Annotated in this window: 27 protein-coding genes and 1 pseudogene; all 28 read right to left on the bottom strand. The window is 67.6% G+C overall.

Annotated elements, in window-relative coordinates; genetic code table 11:
* Nucleotides 1-75: 75 nt before the first annotated feature.
* Nucleotides 76-951, bottom strand: coding sequence for a type I methionyl aminopeptidase (gene map / locus FA582_RS11545; RefSeq protein WP_010148649.1), 876 nt, complete (start codon nt 949-951; stop codon nt 76-78).
* Nucleotides 951-1,559: an adenylate kinase gene (locus FA582_RS11550; protein ID WP_010148650.1), complete on the bottom strand. Its 609-nt coding sequence runs from the start codon at nt 1,557-1,559 to the stop codon at nt 951-953. Before FA582_RS11550 ends, map begins: the two co-directional genes overlap by 1 nt.
* Complete coding sequence (gene secY, locus FA582_RS11555) at nt 1,559-2,884, bottom strand: preprotein translocase subunit SecY (RefSeq protein WP_010148651.1); 1,326 nt, start codon at nt 2,882-2,884, stop codon at nt 1,559-1,561. The genes FA582_RS11550 and secY overlap by 1 nt, the downstream gene beginning before the upstream one ends.
* 169 nt (nt 2,885-3,053) lie before the next feature.
* Complete coding sequence (rplO, locus tag FA582_RS11560; RefSeq protein WP_010148652.1) at nt 3,054-3,524, bottom strand: 50S ribosomal protein L15; 471 nt, start codon at nt 3,522-3,524, stop codon at nt 3,054-3,056.
* A 1-nt stretch (nt 3,525) separates the two neighbouring features.
* Complete coding sequence (rpmD, locus tag FA582_RS11565) at nt 3,526-3,708, bottom strand: 50S ribosomal protein L30 (protein WP_010148653.1); 183 nt, start codon at nt 3,706-3,708, stop codon at nt 3,526-3,528.
* A complete protein-coding gene (gene rpsE, locus FA582_RS11570; protein WP_010148654.1) occupies nt 3,708-4,382 on the bottom strand; it encodes a 30S ribosomal protein S5 in 675 nt (224 codons plus the stop codon). Before rpsE ends, rpmD begins: the two co-directional genes overlap by 1 nt.
* 36 nt (nt 4,383-4,418) lie before the next feature.
* Entirely contained in the window at nt 4,419-4,793 is a 375-nt protein-coding gene (gene rplR / locus FA582_RS11575) for a 50S ribosomal protein L18 (protein WP_010148655.1), read from the bottom strand.
* Between the two features lie 7 nt (nt 4,794-4,800).
* Nucleotides 4,801-5,338 (bottom strand): annotated as a pseudogene (gene rplF, locus FA582_RS11580) (50S ribosomal protein L6).
* Between the two features lie 30 nt (nt 5,339-5,368).
* On the bottom strand, nt 5,369-5,767 hold the full coding sequence (rpsH, locus tag FA582_RS11585; protein ID WP_010148657.1) for a 30S ribosomal protein S8: 399 nt from the start codon (nt 5,765-5,767) through the stop codon (nt 5,369-5,371).
* Nucleotides 5,768-5,888: 121 nt separating this feature from the next.
* Nucleotides 5,889-6,074, bottom strand: coding sequence for a type Z 30S ribosomal protein S14 (locus tag FA582_RS11590; RefSeq protein WP_010148658.1), 186 nt, complete (start codon nt 6,072-6,074; stop codon nt 5,889-5,891).
* Between the two features lie 3 nt (nt 6,075-6,077).
* Nucleotides 6,078-6,683, bottom strand: a complete 606-nt coding sequence (rplE, locus tag FA582_RS11595) for a 50S ribosomal protein L5 (RefSeq protein WP_010148659.1) — start codon at nt 6,681-6,683, stop codon at nt 6,078-6,080.
* A 2-nt stretch (nt 6,684-6,685) separates the two neighbouring features.
* Nucleotides 6,686-7,030: a 50S ribosomal protein L24 gene (rplX, locus tag FA582_RS11600; protein ID WP_010148660.1), complete on the bottom strand. Its 345-nt coding sequence runs from the start codon at nt 7,028-7,030 to the stop codon at nt 6,686-6,688.
* A gap of 3 nt (nt 7,031-7,033) precedes the next feature.
* On the bottom strand, nt 7,034-7,402 hold the full coding sequence (rplN, locus tag FA582_RS11605; RefSeq protein WP_010148661.1) for a 50S ribosomal protein L14: 369 nt from the start codon (nt 7,400-7,402) through the stop codon (nt 7,034-7,036).
* A 115-nt stretch (nt 7,403-7,517) separates the two neighbouring features.
* A complete protein-coding gene (gene rpsQ / locus FA582_RS11610; RefSeq protein WP_010148662.1) occupies nt 7,518-7,850 on the bottom strand; it encodes a 30S ribosomal protein S17 in 333 nt (110 codons plus the stop codon).
* 2 nt (nt 7,851-7,852) lie between these two features.
* Nucleotides 7,853-8,101: a 50S ribosomal protein L29 gene (gene rpmC / locus FA582_RS11615; protein ID WP_010148663.1), complete on the bottom strand. Its 249-nt coding sequence runs from the start codon at nt 8,099-8,101 to the stop codon at nt 7,853-7,855.
* The gene (gene rplP, locus FA582_RS11620) at nt 8,101-8,520 is read right to left on the bottom strand and encodes a 50S ribosomal protein L16 (RefSeq protein WP_010148664.1); all 420 of its coding nucleotides are present in this window, start codon (nt 8,518-8,520) and stop codon (nt 8,101-8,103) included. The genes rpmC and rplP overlap by 1 nt, the downstream gene beginning before the upstream one ends.
* A complete protein-coding gene (gene rpsC, locus FA582_RS11625; RefSeq protein ID WP_010148665.1) occupies nt 8,520-9,377 on the bottom strand; it encodes a 30S ribosomal protein S3 in 858 nt (285 codons plus the stop codon). The genes rplP and rpsC overlap by 1 nt, the downstream gene beginning before the upstream one ends.
* Complete coding sequence (gene rplV / locus FA582_RS11630) at nt 9,377-9,742, bottom strand: 50S ribosomal protein L22 (RefSeq protein ID WP_010148666.1); 366 nt, start codon at nt 9,740-9,742, stop codon at nt 9,377-9,379. Before rplV ends, rpsC begins: the two co-directional genes overlap by 1 nt.
* A gap of 35 nt (nt 9,743-9,777) precedes the next feature.
* Nucleotides 9,778-10,059: a 30S ribosomal protein S19 gene (gene rpsS / locus FA582_RS11635; RefSeq protein WP_010148667.1), complete on the bottom strand. Its 282-nt coding sequence runs from the start codon at nt 10,057-10,059 to the stop codon at nt 9,778-9,780.
* A 20-nt stretch (nt 10,060-10,079) separates the two neighbouring features.
* Nucleotides 10,080-10,916: a 50S ribosomal protein L2 gene (gene rplB, locus FA582_RS11640; RefSeq protein WP_010148668.1), complete on the bottom strand. Its 837-nt coding sequence runs from the start codon at nt 10,914-10,916 to the stop codon at nt 10,080-10,082.
* Nucleotides 10,917-10,956: 40 nt separating this feature from the next.
* The gene (gene rplW, locus FA582_RS11645) at nt 10,957-11,265 is read right to left on the bottom strand and encodes a 50S ribosomal protein L23 (protein ID WP_010148669.1); all 309 of its coding nucleotides are present in this window, start codon (nt 11,263-11,265) and stop codon (nt 10,957-10,959) included.
* Nucleotides 11,262-11,912, bottom strand: a complete 651-nt coding sequence (gene rplD, locus FA582_RS11650; RefSeq protein WP_010148670.1) for a 50S ribosomal protein L4 — start codon at nt 11,910-11,912, stop codon at nt 11,262-11,264. The genes rplW and rplD overlap by 4 nt, the downstream gene beginning before the upstream one ends.
* Nucleotides 11,913-11,919: 7 nt before the next feature.
* Complete coding sequence (gene rplC / locus FA582_RS11655; RefSeq protein WP_081480617.1) at nt 11,920-12,591, bottom strand: 50S ribosomal protein L3; 672 nt, start codon at nt 12,589-12,591, stop codon at nt 11,920-11,922.
* 11 nt (nt 12,592-12,602) lie between these two features.
* Nucleotides 12,603-12,911 (bottom strand): 30S ribosomal protein S10, encoded by a 309-nt coding sequence (gene rpsJ, locus FA582_RS11660; RefSeq protein ID WP_006946210.1) that lies wholly within the window; start codon nt 12,909-12,911, stop codon nt 12,603-12,605.
* Between the two features lie 428 nt (nt 12,912-13,339).
* Entirely contained in the window at nt 13,340-14,533 is a 1,194-nt protein-coding gene (gene tuf / locus FA582_RS11665) for an elongation factor Tu (RefSeq protein ID WP_010148675.1), read from the bottom strand.
* A 113-nt stretch (nt 14,534-14,646) separates the two neighbouring features.
* Complete coding sequence (gene fusA / locus FA582_RS11670; RefSeq protein ID WP_010148676.1) at nt 14,647-16,749, bottom strand: elongation factor G; 2,103 nt, start codon at nt 16,747-16,749, stop codon at nt 14,647-14,649.
* A gap of 98 nt (nt 16,750-16,847) precedes the next feature.
* Complete coding sequence (gene rpsG / locus FA582_RS11675; protein WP_010148677.1) at nt 16,848-17,318, bottom strand: 30S ribosomal protein S7; 471 nt, start codon at nt 17,316-17,318, stop codon at nt 16,848-16,850.
* A complete protein-coding gene (rpsL, locus tag FA582_RS11680; RefSeq protein WP_010148679.1) occupies nt 17,318-17,692 on the bottom strand; it encodes a 30S ribosomal protein S12 in 375 nt (124 codons plus the stop codon). The genes rpsG and rpsL overlap by 1 nt, the downstream gene beginning before the upstream one ends.
* Between the last annotated feature and the right edge of the window lie 143 nt (nt 17,693-17,835).

Raw genomic sequence — 17,835 nt, forward strand, 5'->3', positions numbered from 1 at the left:
CGGAGGGCCGACGCACCATCCTACGGGACGAGCGAGCCTTCGACCCAATCCGGCCACCGGGGCGACCGGACCGCCTCAGTCGGCGAGGGGCGCGAACGTGGCGCCGACGCGCGCGAGGCCGGCCTCTCCCCCGTCGACGGCTGTCAGCACCCACAGGCCGGCGTCGGTCACGGCGACGGTGTGCTCCCAGTGCGCCGCGCGGCTGCCGTCGGAGGTGACGACCGTCCAGTCGTCATCGAGCGTCCTGGTCTCGATCGTGCCGAGAGTCACCATCGGCTCGATGGCGAAGGTCGCACCTGAGGGCACCGTGGGGCCGGTCGAGGTCACGCCGTAGTTGGGGACGTGCGGGTCCATGTGCATCTCCCGGCCGATGCCGTGACCGGTGTAGTCCTCGAGGATCCCGTAGGTCTCGACCCCGGGCACCCCCTCGCGCCGCCGGCGCTCCAGCGCCTCGTCGACCGACTCCTCCACGGCGTCCCCCACCGCGAACAGCCGGCCTCCGGGACGCAGCGCAGCCATACCGGCCCAGAGCGAGGCCTCGGTGTCGTCCATGAGGGCGAGGTCGGCGGCACTGCCCCGCTCCCGGCCCCCCACGACGAGGCTCAGCGCGGCGTCGCCGTGCCACCCGTCGACGATCGCTCCGCAGTCGATGGAGACCAGGTCGCCGTCGGCGAGCACCCGGTCACCCGGGATGCCGTGCACGACCTCGTCGTTGACCGAGATGCACAGGCTGCCGGTGAAGCCGTGGTACCCCAGGAAGCTGGGCGTGGCCCCCGCGCTGCGGATGGCGTCCTCGGCCAGCGCGTCGAGCTCGCGGGTCGTGATGCCCGCGACGGCCCGCTCGGAGGCCAGGGTGAGCGTGTCGCCCACGACCTGCCCGGCCCGTCGCATGGCGAGCAGCTGCTCCGGCGTCTTGCCCTCGATGCGTCGCCCGCGACGGAAGATCGACATCAGCGGACGTCGGCGTCGCCCGACCCGCCGGCGGGCGCCCCGGCGAGGTCCTCCAGGGCCGCCTCGATCCGGGCGGTCACCTCGGCGACCTCGCCCATCCCGTCGACCCGCCGGAGGAGACCGCGCTCCTTGTAGCGGGCCGCGAGCGGGGCCGTCTCCTCGGCATACAACCGCATGCGCTCCCGGATGACGTCCTCGGTGTCGTCGGCGCGACCCTGCTCCTGGGCGCGCGTCAGCAGCCGCTGCACGACCTCGTCGGTGTCCACGGTGAGCTCCACCACGGCATCGAGCTGGTGACCGGCGTCACCGAGCATCTCATCCAGCGCCTCCACCTGACCGGTGGTGCGGGGGTAGCCGTCGAGGAGGAAGCCCGGCGCGGTGTCGTCCTGCGCCAGCCGGTCGCGGACGATGGCATTGGTGATCGCGTCGGGCACGTAGCCCCCCGACGCGGTGATCTGCTTCACCTGGAGACCGAGGTCGGTCTCCTCCTTGATGTTGGCGCGGAAGATGTCACCCGTGGAGATGGCGGGGATACCGTGGGCCGCGGAAACGTGGACGGCCTGGGTGCCCTTACCGGCACCGGGCGGACCGAGCATGATGAGACGCATCAGCGGAGGAACCCTTCGTAGTCGTGCTGCTGGAGCTGGGACTCGATCTGCTTCACGGTCTGCAGACCGACACCCACGATGATGAGGATCGAGGCTCCACCCAGCGGGAAGTTGGCCACGCCCAGGGCGTTGAAGGCGATGAGCGGGATGAGGGCCAGGCCGGCGAGGTACAACGCACCGGGGGTGGTGATGCGGTTGATGACGTACTCGAGGTACTCCGCGGTCGGCCGTCCGGCCCGGATCCCGGGGATGAACCCGCCGTAGCGCTTCATGTTGTCCGCGACCTCGGTCGGGTTGAACGTCACGGAGGTGTAGAAGAAGCAGAAGAAGATGATCATGGCGGCGTAGAGCACCATGTAGACCCAGTGCGTGCCGGACCCTGTGGCCCCCATCGACAGGTAGCGGTCGATGAAGCTCACCCACCCCGGAGCGGTGGCCCCGGCCTCCGTGGGCCGGTTGAAGTTGGCCAGCAGCGAGGGGAGCATGAGGATCGAGCTCGCGAAGATGATGGGGATGACGTTGGCCATGTTGAGCTTGAGCGGGATGTAGGTCGAGGTGCCGCCGTACTGGCGCCGACCCACCATCCGCTTGGCGTACTGCACCGGGATCCGGCGCTGGCACTGCTCGACGTAGACGACGAGGGTCATGATGACCAGCCCGAGGAGCATGACGAGGACGAAGGTCGTCACCGAGCTCTGGTAGATCGCTCCGAGCGCGGCGGGGAAGCCGGCGGCGATCGAGATGAAGATGAGCAGGGACATCCCGTTGCCGACGCCCTTCTCGGTGATGAGCTCACCCATCCACATGATGAGGCCGGTCCCCGCGGTCATGACCAGGACCATGAGAGACAGTGTCCAGATGCCGTCGTCAGGCATGACCGAGGTGCAGGTCGTGCCGAAGAGTCGGGCCGGCTCACGCGCGATCGTCACCAGGGTCGAGGCCTGCAGCACCGCCAGCCCGATGGTGAGGTAGCGGGTGTACTGGGTCATCTTCGTCTGACCCGCCTGCCCCTCCTTCTTCAGCTGCTCGAAGCGAGGGATGACGACGGTGAGCAGCTGCACGATGATCGCCGCGGTGATGTAGGGCATGATCCCCAGCGCGAAGACCGACAGCTGCACCATGGCGCCACCGGAGAACAGGTTGACCATCCCCAGCACGTTGCCGGACAGCTCGGCGGTGTTGAGGCACTGCTGCACCAGGCCGTAGTCGACGCCCGGGGTCGGGATGTGCGTCCCGAGCCGGTAGAGCGCCATGATCGCGAGCGTGAAGAGGATCTTCTTGCGAAGATCGGGCGTCTTGAACGCGCGCACGAAGGCGGAGAGCATTCAGGTCCTCCTGTGGGTCCCCCTGGCGCCGGTCGTCGCGGGCGACGATGCGCCCGGGGAGCGAGCATGAATCGGTCCCGACGATAACACCACGGGTGGTGGGGGTGGGAATGACGTGAGGCCCCGCGCCGCGGGGCGACGCAGGGCCTCAGTCGAGGTATGCCGTAGGTCAGGCCTCGGTGGTGCTGCCGCCAGCCGCCTCGATCTTGTCCTTGGCCGAGGCCGAGAACTTCGTGGCGGTGACGTCGAGCTTCACCGAGAGCTCGCCGGTGCCGAGCACCTTGACGGGCTGGCCCTTGCGGACCGCGCCCTTGGCGACGAGCTCCTGGGGCCCGACCGTGCCGCCCTCGGGGAAGAGGATGGCGAGCTGGTCGAGGTTGACGACCTGGTAGGTCACCTTGAACGGGTTCTTGAACCCACGCAGCTTGGGCAGCCGCATGTGCATCGGGGTCTGACCGCCCTCGAAGGTCGCCGGCACCTGGTACCGGGCCTTCGTGCCCTTGGTGCCACGACCGGCAGTCTTGCCCTTGGACGCCTCGCCTCGACCCACGCGGGTCTTGGCGGTCTTGGCTCCGGGGGCCGGACGCAGGTGGTGCACCTTCAGCGCGGCCGCCTCACGGCGGGTGGTGCTGTCGGCCATATCAGTCAACCTCCTCCACGGTCACCAGGTGGGCGACCGTGCGGACCATACCCCGGAACTCCGGGCGGTCCTCCTTGACGACGGTGTCACCGATCCGCTTGAGGCCCAGGCTCCGGACGGTCTCCCGGTGCATGTGCTTCGTGCCGACGGTGGACTTGATCTGGGTCACCTTGAGCTTGGCCATCAGGCACCCGCCTTCGCCTCGGCCGCGGCCTCAGCACGAGCCTTGAGCATGGCGTGAGGCGCGACCTCCTCGAGGGACTTGCCCCGGCGGGCCGCGACGGCCTCCGGCTGCTCGAGACCCTGCAGCGCCGTAACGGTGGCGTGCACGATGTTGATCGAGTTGCTCGACCCGAGCGACTTGCTCAGGACGTCGTGGATGCCGGCGCACTCCAGCACGGCGCGGACCGGGCCACCGGCGATGACACCGGTACCCGGGCTGGCCGGCTTGAGCATGACGACCCCGGCCGCAGCCTCACCCTGGATCGGGTGCGGGATGGTCCCGCCGATCCGGGGGACGCGGAAGAAGTTCTTCTTGGCCTCCTCGACGCCCTTGGAGATCGCCGCGGGCACCTCCTTGGCCTTGCCGTATCCGACACCCACGGTGCCGTCACCGTCACCCACCACGACCAGCGCGGTGAAGCTGAAGCGACGACCACCCTTGACCACCTTGGCGACGCGGTTGATCGTGACGACGCGCTCGAGGTACTGGTTGCGGTCGTCGTCCCGACCACCGCGGCCGCCACGGCCATCACGGTTGTCTCGGTTGTTGTTGTCTCGGCCACCGCGACGGTTGTCGCGGGAGTCGCCGGACGCAGAGCCGGACCCGGCTCCACGTCGCTGGAAATCACCAGCCATCGAAAGGTCCTCTTTCCTCGTTCTCGCAGGTCCGAATCAGAGCGCCAGGCCGCCCTCGCGGGCGCCCTCCGCGATCGCGGCCACGCGGCCGGCGTAACGGTTGCCGCCACGGTCGAAGACCGCTGCGTCGACGCCCGCAGCCTTCGCGCGCTCGGCGAGCAGCTCGCCGACCCGCTTGGCCTTGGCCGTCTTGTCGCCGTCCAGGGCGCGGAGGTCCGCCTCCATGGTCGACGCGGACGCCAGGGTGGCGCTCTTGGTGTCGTCCACGAGCTGGACGAAGACGTGACGCGAGGACCGGTTGACGACGATGCGCGGACGCTCGGCGGTCCCGGTGACCTTCTTGCGCAGCCGCACGTGACGACGGCCCCGTGCTGCGGTCTTGCTCTTGGCGCGCTTGACGATCTGTGCCATGGCTTACTTACCAGCCTTTCCCGACCTTGCGGCGGATGCGCTCACCCTCGTAGCGCACGCCCTTGCCCTTGTACGGGTCGGGCTTGCGCAACTTGCGGATGTTCGCGGCAACCTCGCCGACCTGCTGCTTGTCGATACCCGTGACCGAGAACCGCGTGGGGTTCTCGACCTGGAAGGTGATGCCCTCCGGGGCCTTGATCAGGATGGAGTGGCTGTAGCCGAGCGCGAACTCGAGGTCGCTGCCCTTGGCCACCACTCGGTAACCGGTGCCGTGGATCTCCAGCTTCTTGGTGTAACCGTTGGTCACACCCCTCGACCATGTTGGCGATGAGGCTGCGGGTGAGGCCGTGACGCGAACGCGAGTCGCGCTCATCGTCCGGTCGGGTCACCTCGATGCTGCCGTCGTCGCCCGTGGCCACGGAGATCGGCTCGACGACGTCGAGCGCGAGCTGGCCCTTGGGGCCCTTGACGGTGACGGTCGAGCCGTTGATGGCCACGTCCACACCGGAGGGGACGGTGACGGGGAGTCGTCCGATACGAGACATATTTGTGAGCTCCTTACCTTCTGCTCCGGGTCACCAGACGTAGGCGAGCACTTCGCCGCCGACGCCCTTCTCGGCCGCCTGACGGTCGGTGAGCAGGCCGGAGGACGTCGAGATGATCGCCACACCCAGGCCGCCCAGCACGCGCGGGAGGTTGGTGGACTTCGCGTAGACACGCAGGCCCGGCTTGGAGACGCGGCGCACGCCGGCGATGGAGCGCTCCCGGTTGGGGCCGTACTTGAGGTCGATGATCAGCGTGGTCCCCACCTCGGCATCCGCAGAGGACCAGGAGGCGATGTAGCCCTCGGCCTTGAGGATGTCGGCGATGGTCGCCTTCAGCTTGGAGTACGGCATGGAGACCTGGTCCTTGTGCGCCGAGTTGGCGTTCCGGATCCGAGTCAACATGTCCGCGATCGGGTCGGTCATGGTCATGGGCTTCATGCCCTTTCTCATCGCGGTTTCCCCCCGGGCATGAGCCCGGGGCGACCTTCGATGTTCCAGGTTGGGTTACGTCAGTGAGTGGTATGCCGAGTGGTGGGCGGGAGGACCCGCGTCACCAGCTCGACTTGGTGACGCCCGGCAGCTCGCCGGCGTGCGCCATCTCGCGCAGGCAGATCCGGCACAGGCCGAACTTGCGGTAGACCGAGTGGGGACGGCCGCACCGCTGGCAGCGGGTGTAGGCGCGCACCTTGAACTTCGGCTTGCGGTTGGCCTTGTTGATGAGGGCGGTCTTGGCCATCGGTCAGTTCTCCTTGAACGGGAAGCCCAGGTGCTTGAGCAGCGCCCGGCCCTCGTCGTCGGTCTTGGCGGTGGTCACCACGGTGATGTCCATGCCGCGGACCCGGTCGATCTTGTCCTGGTCGATCTCGTGGAACATCGACTGCTCGTTGAGACCGAAGGTGTAGTTGCCGTTGCCGTCGAACTGACGCGGCGACAGACCGCGGAAGTCACGGATGCGCGGCAGCGCCAGGGCGAGCAGGCGGTCCAGGAACTCCCACATGCGGTCGCCGCGCAGGGTGACGTGCGCACCGATCGGCATACCCTCGCGCAGCTTGAACTGCGCGATGGACTTGCGGGCCTTGGTGACCGACGGCTTCTGACCGGTGATCGTGGCCAGGTCACGGATCGCGCCCTCGATGAGCTTGCTGTCGCGAGCTGCCTCGCCGACGCCCATGTTGACGGTGATCTTGACCAGCCCGGGCACCTGCATCGGGTTGGCGTAGCCGAACTGCTCGGTCATGGCCGGGACGATGTCCTGGCGGTACTGCGCCTTGACGCGCGGCTCCGCACCGGCGGAGGTGCTGGTGCCGGCCTGCGACTCGGTGGTCTCGGTGATGGTGTCAGTCATGCTCACAGGTCCTTACCCGAGCGCACCGCGACACGGGTGCGCACCGTCTTGATGCGGCCATCGCGGTCCACCTGCTCGACCCGGGTCTTGATCCGGGTCGGCGTCTTGGTCTCCGGGTCGACGACCATCACGTTGGAGATGTGGATGGGCGCCTCCTGGACCTGGATGCCACCGGTGTTGACGCCCCGCTGACCACCGGCACGCGTGTGCTTGGTGATGCGGTTGACACCCTCGACCAGCACCCGGCCGGTCTCGGTGTGCACGGCGATGACCCGGCCCTGAAGGCCCTTGTCCTTGCCGGCGATGACCTGCACGAGGTCGTTCTTCTTGATCTTCATCTTCGCCATAGCTCAGATCACCTCCGGTGCGAGCGAGACGATGCGCATGAACCGCTTGTCGCGCAGCTCGCGGCCCACCGGGCCGAAGATGCGGGTACCGCGGGGGTCACCGTCGTTCTTGAGGATGACCGCTGCGTTCTCGTCGAAACGGATGTAGCTGCCGTCGGGACGACGGCGCTCCTTGCGGGTGCGGACGATGACCGCCTTGACGACATCGCCCTTCTTGACATTGCCACCAGGGATGGCGTCCTTCACGGTCGCCACGATGGTGTCCCCGATGCCCGCGTAGCGGCGGCCGGAACCGCCGAGCACGCGGATGCACAGGAGCTCCTTGGCACCGGTGTTGTCGGCGACGCGCAGTCGCGACTCCTGCTGGATCACTGTTCGTTCTCCTACTGCCGACTGGTTCTCGACCCCGTCGGGGTCGAGCCTGGCCAGACGTCGTGGATGAGAGGGTTCGTTCGCGGGGTCCGCAGACCCCGTGCGTGGGTGAGGCTTACTTGGCCTTCTCGAGGATCTCGACCAGCCGCCACCGCTTGGTGGCCGACAGCGGTCGGGTCTCCATGATGAGGACACGGTCGCCGATACCGGCGGCGTTCTCCTCGTCGTGCGCCTTGACCTTGTTGGTCGTCCGCAGCACCTTGCCGTACAGGGCGTGCTTCACGCGGTCCTCGACCTGGACGACGATCGTCTTGTCCATCTTGTCGCTGACGACGTAGCCCTGACGGGCCTTGCGGTAGTTGCGGTTGCCGCCGTGGCCGAGCGAGCTCTCGCTGGGCTCGTGCGCCTCGATCGACTCGGTGCTCTCGGTCTGGGTGCTCTCGCTCATGCTCAGCCCACCTTCTCGTTCTCGTTGGACTCACGGCCGATGCCGAGCTCGCGCTCGCGCATCTCGGTGTAGATGCGCGCGATGTCCTTGCGGACGGCGCGCAGGCGGCCGTGGCTCTCCAGCTGCCCGGTGGCGGACTGGAAGCGCAGGTTGAACAGCTCCTTCTTGGCCTCGGCCAGAGCATCGGCCAGGGGGCCGTCCTCCAGGCCTCGCAGCTGCTCGGGGGTCAGGTTCTTGGAACCGACAGCCATCAGATGTCACCACCCTCACGGGAGACGAAACGGGTCTTCATGGGCAGCTTGTGCATCGCCAGACGCAGCGCCTCACGGGCGACGTCCTCGGACACACCGGACAGCTCGAACATGACGCGGCCCGGCTTGACGTTGGCGATCCACCACTCGGGCGAACCCTTACCGGAACCCATGCGGGTCTCGGCCGGCTTCTTGGTCAGCGGACGGTCCGGGTAGATGTTGATCCACACCTTGCCGCCACGCTTGATGTAGCGGGTCATGGCGATACGCGCGGACTCGATCTGCCGGTTGGTGACGTAGGCCGGCGCGAGCGCCTGGATGCCGTAGTCACCGAACGCGAGCTGGGTGCCACCCTTGGCGTTGCCGGAGCGGCCGGGGTGGTGCTGCTTGCGGTGCTTGACGCGACGGGGAATCAACATCAGGACTGCTCTCCCTCGGTGGTAGCGGGGGCGGCCGTCGCCGACTCGTTCTGACCGCTCGCGGGAGCCTGCTCGGAGGTCGCCGCGTCGTCACGACGCGGGGCACGACCACGGCGCTCGCCGCGGTCTCCGGCGGGGCCACCGCGGCCGCCACGGCCACCACGGCGGTCGCCACCACGCCCGCTGGGGGCCTGGGCCTCTTCGCGGGCCAGCTCCTTGGCGGTGAGGTCGCCCTTGTAGATCCAGACCTTCACGCCGATGCGGCCGAAGGTCGTCTTGGCCTCGTAGAAGCCGTAGTCGATGTTGGCGCGCAGGGTGTGCAGCGGGACCCGGCCCTCGCGGTAGAACTCCGAGCGGGACATCTCCGCGCCGCCGAGACGACCCGAGCACTGGATCCGGATGCCCTTGGCGCCGGCGCGCAGCGAGGACTGCATCCCCTTGCGCATCGCGCGACGGAACGTCACGCGGGCGGCCAGCTGCTCGGCGATGCCCTGGGCGACCAGCTGCGCGTCGACCTCGGGGTTCTTCACCTCGAGGATGTTGAGCTGCACCTGCTTGCCGGTGAGCTTCTCCAGCGCGCCGCGCAGGCGGTCGGCCTCGGCGCCGCGGCGACCGATGACGATGCCCGGGCGGGCGGTGTGGATGTCGACCCGGACCCGGTCACGGGTCCGCTCGATCTCGACCTTGGAGATGCCTGCCCGGTCCATGCCGGTGGACAGCAGCTCACGGATCGCGACGTCTTCCTTCACGTAGTCGCGGTAGCGCTGACCCTCCTTCGTGGAGTCGGCGAACCAGCGGCTGCGGTGGTCGGTCGTGATGCCCAGGCGGTAGCCGTTCGGGTTGATCTTCTGCCCCATCAGCGGGCACCTCCCTTGATCTGCTCGGTGACGACCACGGTGATGTGGCTCGTGCGCTTGTTGATCCGGCTGGCGCGACCCTGGGCCCGCGGCCGGAACCGCTTCATGGTCGGGCCTTCGTCGACGTAGGCGGCCGAGACGACGAGACGCGTCTCGTCGATGCCGGCGCCGCTGTTGTCGGCGGCGTGCCGGGCGTTGGCGACCGCGCTGTTCAGGACCTTGAGCACCGGCTCGCTGGCGCTCTGCGGCGCGAACCGCATGAGGGCCTGCGCCTCCGGGACGCTCTTGCCCCGGATGAGGTCGACGACACGGCGGGCCTTCATCGGCGTCACGCGGACGAACCGCGCCTGCGCCTTGGCTTCCATGACGAATCCTTCTTCCGTGGTGTTCGTGGTGGTCGTCATCGGCGGCGACCCTTCCTGTCGTCCTTCTCGTGACCCTTGAACGTACGGGTCGGAGCGAACTCACCGAGCTTGTGGCCGACCATCGACTCGGTCACGAAGACCGGGACGTGCTTGCGGCCGTCGTGCACGGCCAGCGTGTGGCCGAGCATGTCGGGGGTGATCATCGACCGGCGGGACCAGGTCTTGATGACGTTCTTGGTACCGGCCTCGTTCTGAGCGTCCACCTTCTTGGTGAGGTGGTCGTCGACGAACGGGCCCTTCTTCAGGCTGCGAGGCATATGCGGGACTGCTCCTAAACTCAGCGCTTCTTGCCGGTCCGGCGACGACGCACGATGAGCTTGTCGCTGGGCTTGTTGGGCTTGCGGGTACGGCCCTCGGGCTGACCCCAGGGGCTCACCGGGTGGCGGCCACCGGAGGTGCGGCCCTCTCCACCACCGTGCGGGTGGTCGACCGGGTTCATGACGACACCACGGACGGTCGGGCGCTTGCCCTTCCACCTCATCCGGCCGGCCTTGCCCCAGCTGATGTTGCTCTGCTCGGCGTTGCCGACCTCGCCGATGGTGGCGCGGCAGCGGGCGTCGACGTTGCGGATCTCACCGGAGGGCATGCGCAGCTGCGCCATGCTGCCCTCCTTGGCGACCAGCTGGACGCGCGCCCCGGCCGAACGGGCGATCTTGGCTCCACCGCCGGGCCGGAGCTCGATGGCGTGGATGACGGTACCGACCGGGATGTTGCGCAGCGGCAGGTTGTTACCCGGCTTGATGTCCGCCGAGGGGCCGTTCTCGATCGTGTCGCCCTGCTTGAGCCGGTTCGGCGCGATGATGTAGCGCTTCTCGCCGTCCGTGTAGTGCAGGAGCGCGATGCGGGCCGTGCGGTTGGGGTCGTACTCGATGTGCGCGACCTTGGCGTTGACGCCGTCCTTGTCCGCGCGTCGGAAGTCGATCACCCGGTAGGCGCGCTTGTGCCCGCCACCGATGTGCCGCGTCGTGATCCGGCCGGACGCGTTGCGTCCACCGGTCTTCGACAGCGGCTTGACCAGCGACTTCTCCGGCGTCGTCCGGGTCACCTCGACGAAGTCGGCCACGCTGGAGCCACGTCGGCCCGGCGTCGTCGGCTTGTACTTGCGAATAGCCATTATCGAAAGTCCTCTAGCTTCTCGTCTCGTGCCCCGGCGCTCAGAGCGTGCCGAAGATGTCGATGGAACCCTCACGCAGCGTGACGATCGCCCGCTTCGTGTCCTTGCGCCGCCCCATCCCGAACCGCGTGCGACGGGCCTTGCCCTTGCGGTTGAGGGTGTGCACCGAGGAGACCTTGACGTCGAAGATCGACTCCACGGCCTTCTTGATCTGCGACTTGTTGGCGCGCGGGTCGACCAGGAAGGTGTACTTGCCCTGGTCCAGCAGCGCGTACGACTTCTCGGACACGACCGGCGACAGCAGGATGTCGCGAGGGTCCTTCTGGGTGCTGAAGGTGCTGGTGCTCACTTGGTCTCCTCGGCAGTCGCGGCGCTCACGCCGGAGATGAAGGTGTCCAGGGCGGCCTGGGTGAAGACCACGTCGTCCGAGCACAGCACGTCGTAGGTGTTGAGCTGGTCGACGAACAGCACGTGGACGTCGGGCATGTTGCGCACGCTGCGCAACGCCAGCTCCTCCGTGCGGTTCAGGACCACGAGGAAGTTGGGCCGGTCCGACAGCGCCTGCAGCGCGGTCCGTGCCGTGCGCGTCGAGGGCAGCTCGCCCTCGACCAGCGCGGACAGCACGTGGATGCGACCGTGACGGGCGCGGTCCGACAGAGCACCGCGCAGAGCGGCGGCCTTCATCTTCTTGGGGGTCTTCTGGGCGTAGTTGCGCGGCTGGGGGCCGTGCACCGTGCCACCGCCGGCGAACTGCGGGGCGCGGGTCGAGCCCTGACGCGCCCGGCCGGTCCCCTTCTGGCGGTAGGGCTTGCGGCCACCGCCGCGGACCTCGCCGCGGGTCTTGGTGGAGTGCGTGCCCTGGCGGGCCGCGGCCAGCTGGGCCACGACGACCTGGTGGATGAGCGGCACGTTGGTCTGCACGTCGAAGAGCTCGGCGGGCAGGTCCACGGTGCCGGCGTCACCACCGGCGGGCTTGGTGATGGTGATGGTGGTCATGTCTGGTTCACGCACCCTTCGCGGCCGTGCGCACGAGGACGACGCCGCCGCGGGGGCCGGGAACGGCACCCTTGATGAGCAGCAGGCCCTTGTCCGCGTCCACGGCGTGGACGGTCAGGTTCGAGGTGGTCTGGCGCTCGCCGCCCATACGGCCGGCCATGCGCATGCCCTTGAAGACGCGACCCGGGGTGGCGCAGCCACCGATGGATCCCGGCTTGCGGTGGTTGCGGTGCGCACCGTGGGAGGCGCTCACACCGTGGAAGCCGTGACGCTTCATGACGCCGGCGAAGCCCTTGCCCTTGGTGGTGCCGGTGACATCCACCTTCTGGCCGCCCTCGAACGCCTCGGCCGTGATCTCCTGGCCGAGCTCGTAGTCGGCGGCGTCAGCGGTGCGCAGCTCGGCCACGTGCCGGCGCGGCGTGACGCCGGCCTTGGCGAAGTGGCCCTTGAGCGGCTGGGTCACCTTGCGCGGGTCGATCGCGCCGAACGCAATCTGCACGGCGTCGTACCCGTCGGTCTGCGCGTTGCGCACCTGGGTGACGACGGCCGGGCCGGCCTTGATGACCGTGACCGGGACGAGACGGTTCTCGGCGTCCCAGACCTGGGTCATGCCGAGCTTCTCGCCGAGCACACCCTTGAAGGTGCGCGTCGTGGTCGCTGCAGTAGTCGTAGTAGTCATCGTCGTCACACTCACAGCTTGATCTCGATGTTGACGTCCGCCGGGAGGTCGAGACGCATCAAGGAGTCGACCGCCTTGGGGGTGGGGTCGACGATATCGATCAGCCGCTTGTGGGTACGCATCTCGAAGTGCTCGCGGCTGTCCTTGTACTTGTGCGGCGACCGGATGACGCAGAAGACATTCTTCTCCGTCGGCAGCGGCACCGGGCCGACCACCGTGGCGCCAGCACGGGTCACCGTGTCAACGATCTTGCGCGCCGAGCTGTCGATGACCTCGTGGTCGTACGACTTCAGCCGGATGCGGATCTTCTGTCCCGCCATCGCTTGTCTGACTCTCTCTCGTCGTCCATCTGGAACATTCGTGGTCCGGTCCGTCGGGCCTTTCACCGACCCCCGCGGTCGGGCGTGTCGCGCCTCCCGCGGACGTCACCCAGGAATCCTCAGATCGATCTGGGCTGTGTCCGTGCCCGGCTCGGCCGGGGCTTGCGCTGCCGTCGCCCGCGTCCCGCAGGAAGCGTGCCGTACGGCCGGCGGTGCACACATGGGTGTACGCCGCGCGTCAAGCAACCTGTCTAGTGTGCCATGCGGCGGGGGTCGACCTCAAATCGGCCTCGGTGCGGTACCAGGCACCTGCTCCGGGCCTCGACCCGCGTCGGTGCCGCTCCGGCCAGGGGCACCACTCCCCCGCACGAGAAAGCCCCCGTCACCACGAAGGTGACGGGGGCTTGCTCGCGCGTGAGCGGGTCAGATCACTTGAGGATCTTGGTGACCCGGCCGGCGCCGACGGTACGGCCACCCTCGCGGATGTTGAACATCAGGCCCTCCTCCATGGCGATCGGCTGGATCAGCTCGACCTTCATGTCGGTGTTGTCGCCGGGCATGACCATCTCGGTGCCCTCGGGCAGGTGCACGACACCGGTGACGTCCGTGGTCCGGAAGTAGAACTGCGGACGGTAGTTGTCGTAGAACGGCGTGTGCCGGCCACCCTCGTCCTTGGACAGGATGTAGGCCTGCGCCTCGAACTCGGTGTGCGGGGTGATCGTGCCCGGCTTGACGATGACCTGGCCGCGCTCGACGTCCTCGCGCTTGGTGCCACGCAGCAGGAGGCCGACGTTCTCACCCGCACGACCCTCGTCGAGCAGCTTGCGGAACATCTCGATGCCGGTGACGGTCGTCTTGGTCGAGCCAGGACGGATACCGACGATCTCGATCTCCTCGTTGACCTTGAGGATGCCGCGCTCGATACGACCGGTGACGACGGTGCCACGACCGGTGATCGTGAAGACGTCCTCGACCGGCATCATGAACGGCTTGTCCAGGTCGCGCTCCGGCTCCGGGATGTACTCATCCACGGTGTCCATGAGCTCGAGGACGGTCTTGCCCCACTCCTCGTCGCCCTCCAGCGCCTTGAGCGCGGAGACCTTGACGACGGGCAGGTCGTCACCGGGGAACTCGTAGGAGGACAGCAGCTCGCGGACCTCCATCTCGACGAGCTCCATGATCTCCTCGTCGTCGACCATGTCGGCCTTGTTGAGGGCCACGACGATGTAGGGGACGCCGACCTGGCGGGCCAGGAGGACGTGCTCCTTCGTCTGCGGCATCGGGCCGTCGGTGGCGGCGACCACGAGGATCGCCCCATCCATCTGGGCCGCGCCGGTGATCATGTTCTTGACGTAGTCGGCGTGACCCGGGCAGTCGACGTGAGCGTAGTGACGCTTCTCCGTCTGGTACTCGATGTGCGCGATCGAGATCGTGATCCCGCGCTGTTTCTCCTCCGGCGCCTTGTCGATGGAGTCGAAGGGCGACGCCTCGTTCAACTCCGGGTACTTGTCGTGCAGCACCTTGGAGATGGCAGCCGTGAGGGTGGTCTTGCCGTGGTCGATGTGACCGATGGTGCCGATGTTGACGTGCGGCTTGCTCCGCTCGAACTTGGCCTTCGCCACTTGGATGTCCTCCTGTTGGACTTGCGATGTGCAATCGTCACCGGCTGGGTGCCGGAGCGACGTCTGGGATGGGTGTTGCTCGGTCCATCACTCCGCGGACGGAGTGAACGGGATCACTCGCCGCGGACCTTCTTGATGATCTCCTCGGCGACATTCTTGGGAACCTCGGCGTAGGAGTCGAACTGCATCGTGTAGTTGGCACGACCCTGGGTCCTGGACCTGAGGTCACCAACGTACCCGAACATCTCGGACAGCGGGACCACGGCCTTGACGACCTTGGCACCGGAGATGTCCTCCATGGACTGGATCTGACCGCGGCGGGAGTTGAGGTCGCCGATGACGTCCCCCATGTAGTCCTCCGGGGTCCGGACCTCGACGGCCATCATCGGCTCGAGCAGCACCGGGTTGGCGCGGCGGGCGGCCTCCTTGAAGGCCATCGAGCCGGCGATCTTGAACGCCATCTCCGAGGAGTCGACGTCGTGGTATGCGCCGTCCAGCAGGGTGGCCTTGATGCCCACGACCGGGTACCCGGCCTGGATGCCGACCTGCATGGCGTCCTGGATGCCCTGGTCCACCGAGGGGATGTACTCCTTGGGTACGCGACCACCGGTGACGGAGTTGTCGAACTCGTAGAGCTCACCCTCGGCGGTGTCCAGCGGCTCGAAGGTCAGCTGCACCTTGGCGAACTGGCCCGACCCACCGGTCTGCTTCTTGTGGGTGTAGTCGTACTTCTCCACGGCCTTCTTGATGGTCTCGCGGTAGGCGACCTGCGGGGCGCCCACGTTGGCCTCGACCTTGAACTCACGCTTCATCCGGTCGACGAAGACGTCCAGGTGGAGCTCACCCATACCGCCGATGACGGTCTGGCCGGTCTCCTCGTCCAGGCGCACCGTGAAGGTCGGGTCCTCCTGGACCAGCTTCTGGATGGCCGTGGACAGCTTCTCCTGGTCACCCTTGGTCTTGGGCTCGATGGCCACGTGGATGACCGGCTCCGGGAAGCTCATCGACTCCAGCAGGATGTGCTGGTTCATGTCGGACAGCGTGTCACCGGTGGTGGTGTCCTTGAGCCCGATCATCGCGTAGATGTGGCCGGCCGAGGCCGAGCTCACCGGGTTCTCCTTGTTGGAGTGCATCTGGAACAGCTTGCCGATGCGCTCCTTCTTGCCCTTCGTCGCGTTGTAGACCGGCTGACCGGCGTCGATCTTGCCGGAGTAGACGCGGACGTAGGTCAGGGTCCCGAAGAACGGGTGGGTGGCGACCTTGAAGGCCAGCCCGGAGAAGGGCTCGGAGGAGTCCGGCTTGCGGGTCAGCTCGACCGTCTCGTCGTTGGGGTCGTGGCCGATCATCGGCGGCACGTCCAGCGGCGAGGGCAGGTAGGAGATGACGCCGTCCAGCATCGGCTGCACGCCCTTGTTCTTGAAGGCCGAGCCGCACAGGACCGGGTAGGCCTGCGAGGTGACGGTCATGGCGCGGATGCCCGCGACCAGGTCCTCCTCGCTCAGGTCTCCGTCCTCGAGGTACTTCTCCATGAGGTCGTCGCTGGCCTCGGCCACCTGCTCGAGCAGCTGCTCGCGGTACTCCTCGGCCTTGGCCTGGAGGTCCGCGGGGATCTCCTCGACGGCGTAGTCCTCACCCTTCTCGACCTCGCCGCGCCACGTGAGCGCGCGCATCTTCACCAGGTCGACGACACCGATGAAGTCGCTCTCGGAGCCGATCGGGATCTGGACGACCAGCGGGGTCGCGCCCAGGCGGTCCTTGATCGTCTGCACGGTGAAGTAGAAGTCCGCACCGAGCTTGTCCATCTTGTTGACGAAGCAGATGCGCGGCACGTCGTACTTGTCGGCCTGACGCCACACCGTCTCGGACTGCGGCTCGACACCCTCCTTGCCGTCGAACACCGCGACCGCACCGTCGAGGACGCGCAGCGAGCGCTCCACCTCGACCGTGAAGTCGACGTGCCCGGGGGTGTCGATGATGTTGATCTGGGTGTCCTTCCAGAAACAGGTCGTCGCGGCGGACGTGATCGTGATGCCGCGCTCCTGCTCCTGCTCCATCCAGTCCATCGTCGACGCGCCGTCGTGCGTCTCACCGATCTTGTAGTTGATGCCGGTGTAGAACAGGATCCGCTCGGTGGTCGTCGTCTTGCCGGCATCGATGTGCGCCATGATGCCGATGTTGCGGACCTTGTTGAGGTCCGTGAGGACGTCGAGTGCCACAGTCTCTCTTCTCTGCTTGTCTCTCGTGGTCAGTGCGGTGCGGTGTGGGGGCCGGGGTGGGCAGCGCGCTCGGCGCGCGCCCTTCCCCGACCCTCAGGTCACCAGCGGTAGTGCGCGAACGCCTTGTTGGCGTCGGCCATCTTGTGGGTGTCCTCACGACGCTTCACCGCGGCGCCCAGGCCGTTGCTCGCGTCGAGGATCTCGTTCATGAGTCGCTCGGTCATGGTCTTCTCACGACGCTGCCGCGAGTAGCCCACGAGCCAGCGCAACGCGAGGGTGGTGCTGCGACCGGGCTTGACCTCGATCGGGACCTGGTAGGTCGCACCGCCGACGCGGCGGGACTTGACCTCGAGGGCCGGCTTGACGTTGTCCAGCGCACGCTTGAGCGTCTGCACGGGGTCGGTGCCGGTCTTGGCACGGACGCCCTCGAGCGCGCCGTAGACGATGCGCTCGGCGGTGGACTTCTTGCCGTCCAGCAGGATCTTGTTGACGAGCTGGGTCACCAGGGTCGAGCCGTAGACCGGGTCGTTGATGAGGGGACGCTTGGGAGCAGGGCCCTTACGAGGCATTACTTCTTCTCCTTCTTCGCGCCGTAGCGGGAGCGGGACTGGTTGCGTCCCTTGACGCCCTGGGTGTCCAGGGATCCGCGGATGATCTTGTAGCGGACACCGGGGAGGTCCTTCACCCGGCCGCCGCGGACGAGCACGATCGAGTGCTCCTGGAGGTTGTGACCCACGCCCGGGATGTAGGCCGTGACCTCGACGCCGCTGGTGAGGCGCACACGGGCGACCTTGCGCAGGGCGGAGTTCGGCTTCTTCGGGGTGGTGGTGTAGACGCGGGTGCAGACGCCGCGGCGCTGCGGGTTGCCCTTGAGGGCCGGGGAGTTGGTCTTCTTGACCTTGTCCTGCCGGCCCTTGCGGACAAGCTGGTTGATCGTAGGCACTGATTCTCCGTCAGTCGTGGTTGGTCCTCGCTCGCTGCTCGGGCCACCGGCCCGCACAGGTCACGCTCCTTGAGTTGCGCCTGCCCTCGACCGGCCCCAACGCTGTGGGTGGGTCCGGTGAGCACACGCTGCTCTCCCCTGCA

The organism is Serinicoccus profundi (genome assembly GCF_008001015.1).
Taxonomy (GTDB): domain Bacteria; phylum Actinomycetota; class Actinomycetes; order Actinomycetales; family Dermatophilaceae; genus Ornithinicoccus; species Ornithinicoccus profundi.

What these genes read in the sequence shown, in the direction of transcription:
- map (WP_010148649.1), bottom strand. Translation starts at nt 951, where the DNA reads ATGTCGATCTTCCGTCGCGGGCGACGCATCGAGGGCAAGACGCCGGAG.
- FA582_RS11550 (WP_010148650.1), bottom strand. Translation starts at nt 1,559, where the DNA reads ATGCGTCTCATCATGCTCGGTCCGCCCGGTGCCGGTAAGGGCACCCAG.
- secY (WP_010148651.1), bottom strand. Translation starts at nt 2,884, where the DNA reads ATGCTCTCCGCCTTCGTGCGCGCGTTCAAGACGCCCGATCTTCGCAAG.
- rplO (WP_010148652.1), bottom strand. Translation starts at nt 3,524, where the DNA reads ATGGCCGACAGCACCACCCGCCGTGAGGCGGCCGCGCTGAAGGTGCAC.
- rpmD (WP_010148653.1), bottom strand. Translation starts at nt 3,708, where the DNA reads ATGGCCAAGCTCAAGGTGACCCAGATCAAGTCCACCGTCGGCACGAAG.
- rpsE (WP_010148654.1), bottom strand. Translation starts at nt 4,382, where the DNA reads ATGGCTGGTGATTTCCAGCGACGTGGAGCCGGGTCCGGCTCTGCGTCC.
- rplR (WP_010148655.1), bottom strand. Translation starts at nt 4,793, where the DNA reads ATGGCACAGATCGTCAAGCGCGCCAAGAGCAAGACCGCAGCACGGGGC.
- rpsH (WP_010148657.1), bottom strand. Translation starts at nt 5,767, where the DNA reads ATGACCATGACCGACCCGATCGCGGACATGTTGACTCGGATCCGGAAC.
- FA582_RS11590 (WP_010148658.1), bottom strand. Translation starts at nt 6,074, where the DNA reads ATGGCCAAGACCGCCCTCATCAACAAGGCCAACCGCAAGCCGAAGTTC.
- rplE (WP_010148659.1), bottom strand. Translation starts at nt 6,683, where the DNA reads ATGACTGACACCATCACCGAGACCACCGAGTCGCAGGCCGGCACCAGC.
- rplX (WP_010148660.1), bottom strand. Translation starts at nt 7,030, where the DNA reads ATGGCGAAGATGAAGATCAAGAAGAACGACCTCGTGCAGGTCATCGCC.
- rpsQ (WP_010148662.1), bottom strand. Translation starts at nt 7,850, where the DNA reads ATGAGCGAGAGCACCCAGACCGAGAGCACCGAGTCGATCGAGGCGCAC.
- rpmC (WP_010148663.1), bottom strand. Translation starts at nt 8,101, where the DNA reads ATGGCTGTCGGTTCCAAGAACCTGACCCCCGAGCAGCTGCGAGGCCTG.
- rplP (WP_010148664.1), bottom strand. Translation starts at nt 8,520, where the DNA reads ATGTTGATTCCCCGTCGCGTCAAGCACCGCAAGCAGCACCACCCCGGC.
- rpsC (WP_010148665.1), bottom strand. Translation starts at nt 9,377, where the DNA reads ATGGGGCAGAAGATCAACCCGAACGGCTACCGCCTGGGCATCACGACC.
- rplV (WP_010148666.1), bottom strand. Translation starts at nt 9,742, where the DNA reads ATGGAAGCCAAGGCGCAGGCGCGGTTCGTCCGCGTGACGCCGATGAAG.
- rpsS (WP_010148667.1), bottom strand. Translation starts at nt 10,059, where the DNA reads ATGCCTCGCAGCCTGAAGAAGGGCCCGTTCGTCGACGACCACCTCACC.
- rplB (WP_010148668.1), bottom strand. Translation starts at nt 10,916, where the DNA reads ATGGCTATTCGCAAGTACAAGCCGACGACGCCGGGCCGACGTGGCTCC.
- rplD (WP_010148670.1), bottom strand. Translation starts at nt 11,912, where the DNA reads ATGACCACCATCACCATCACCAAGCCCGCCGGTGGTGACGCCGGCACC.
- rplC (WP_081480617.1), bottom strand. Translation starts at nt 12,591, where the DNA reads ATGACTACTACGACTACTGCAGCGACCACGACGCGCACCTTCAAGGGT.
- rpsJ (WP_006946210.1), bottom strand. Translation starts at nt 12,911, where the DNA reads ATGGCGGGACAGAAGATCCGCATCCGGCTGAAGTCGTACGACCACGAG.
- rpsG (WP_010148677.1), bottom strand. Translation starts at nt 17,318, where the DNA reads ATGCCTCGTAAGGGCCCTGCTCCCAAGCGTCCCCTCATCAACGACCCG.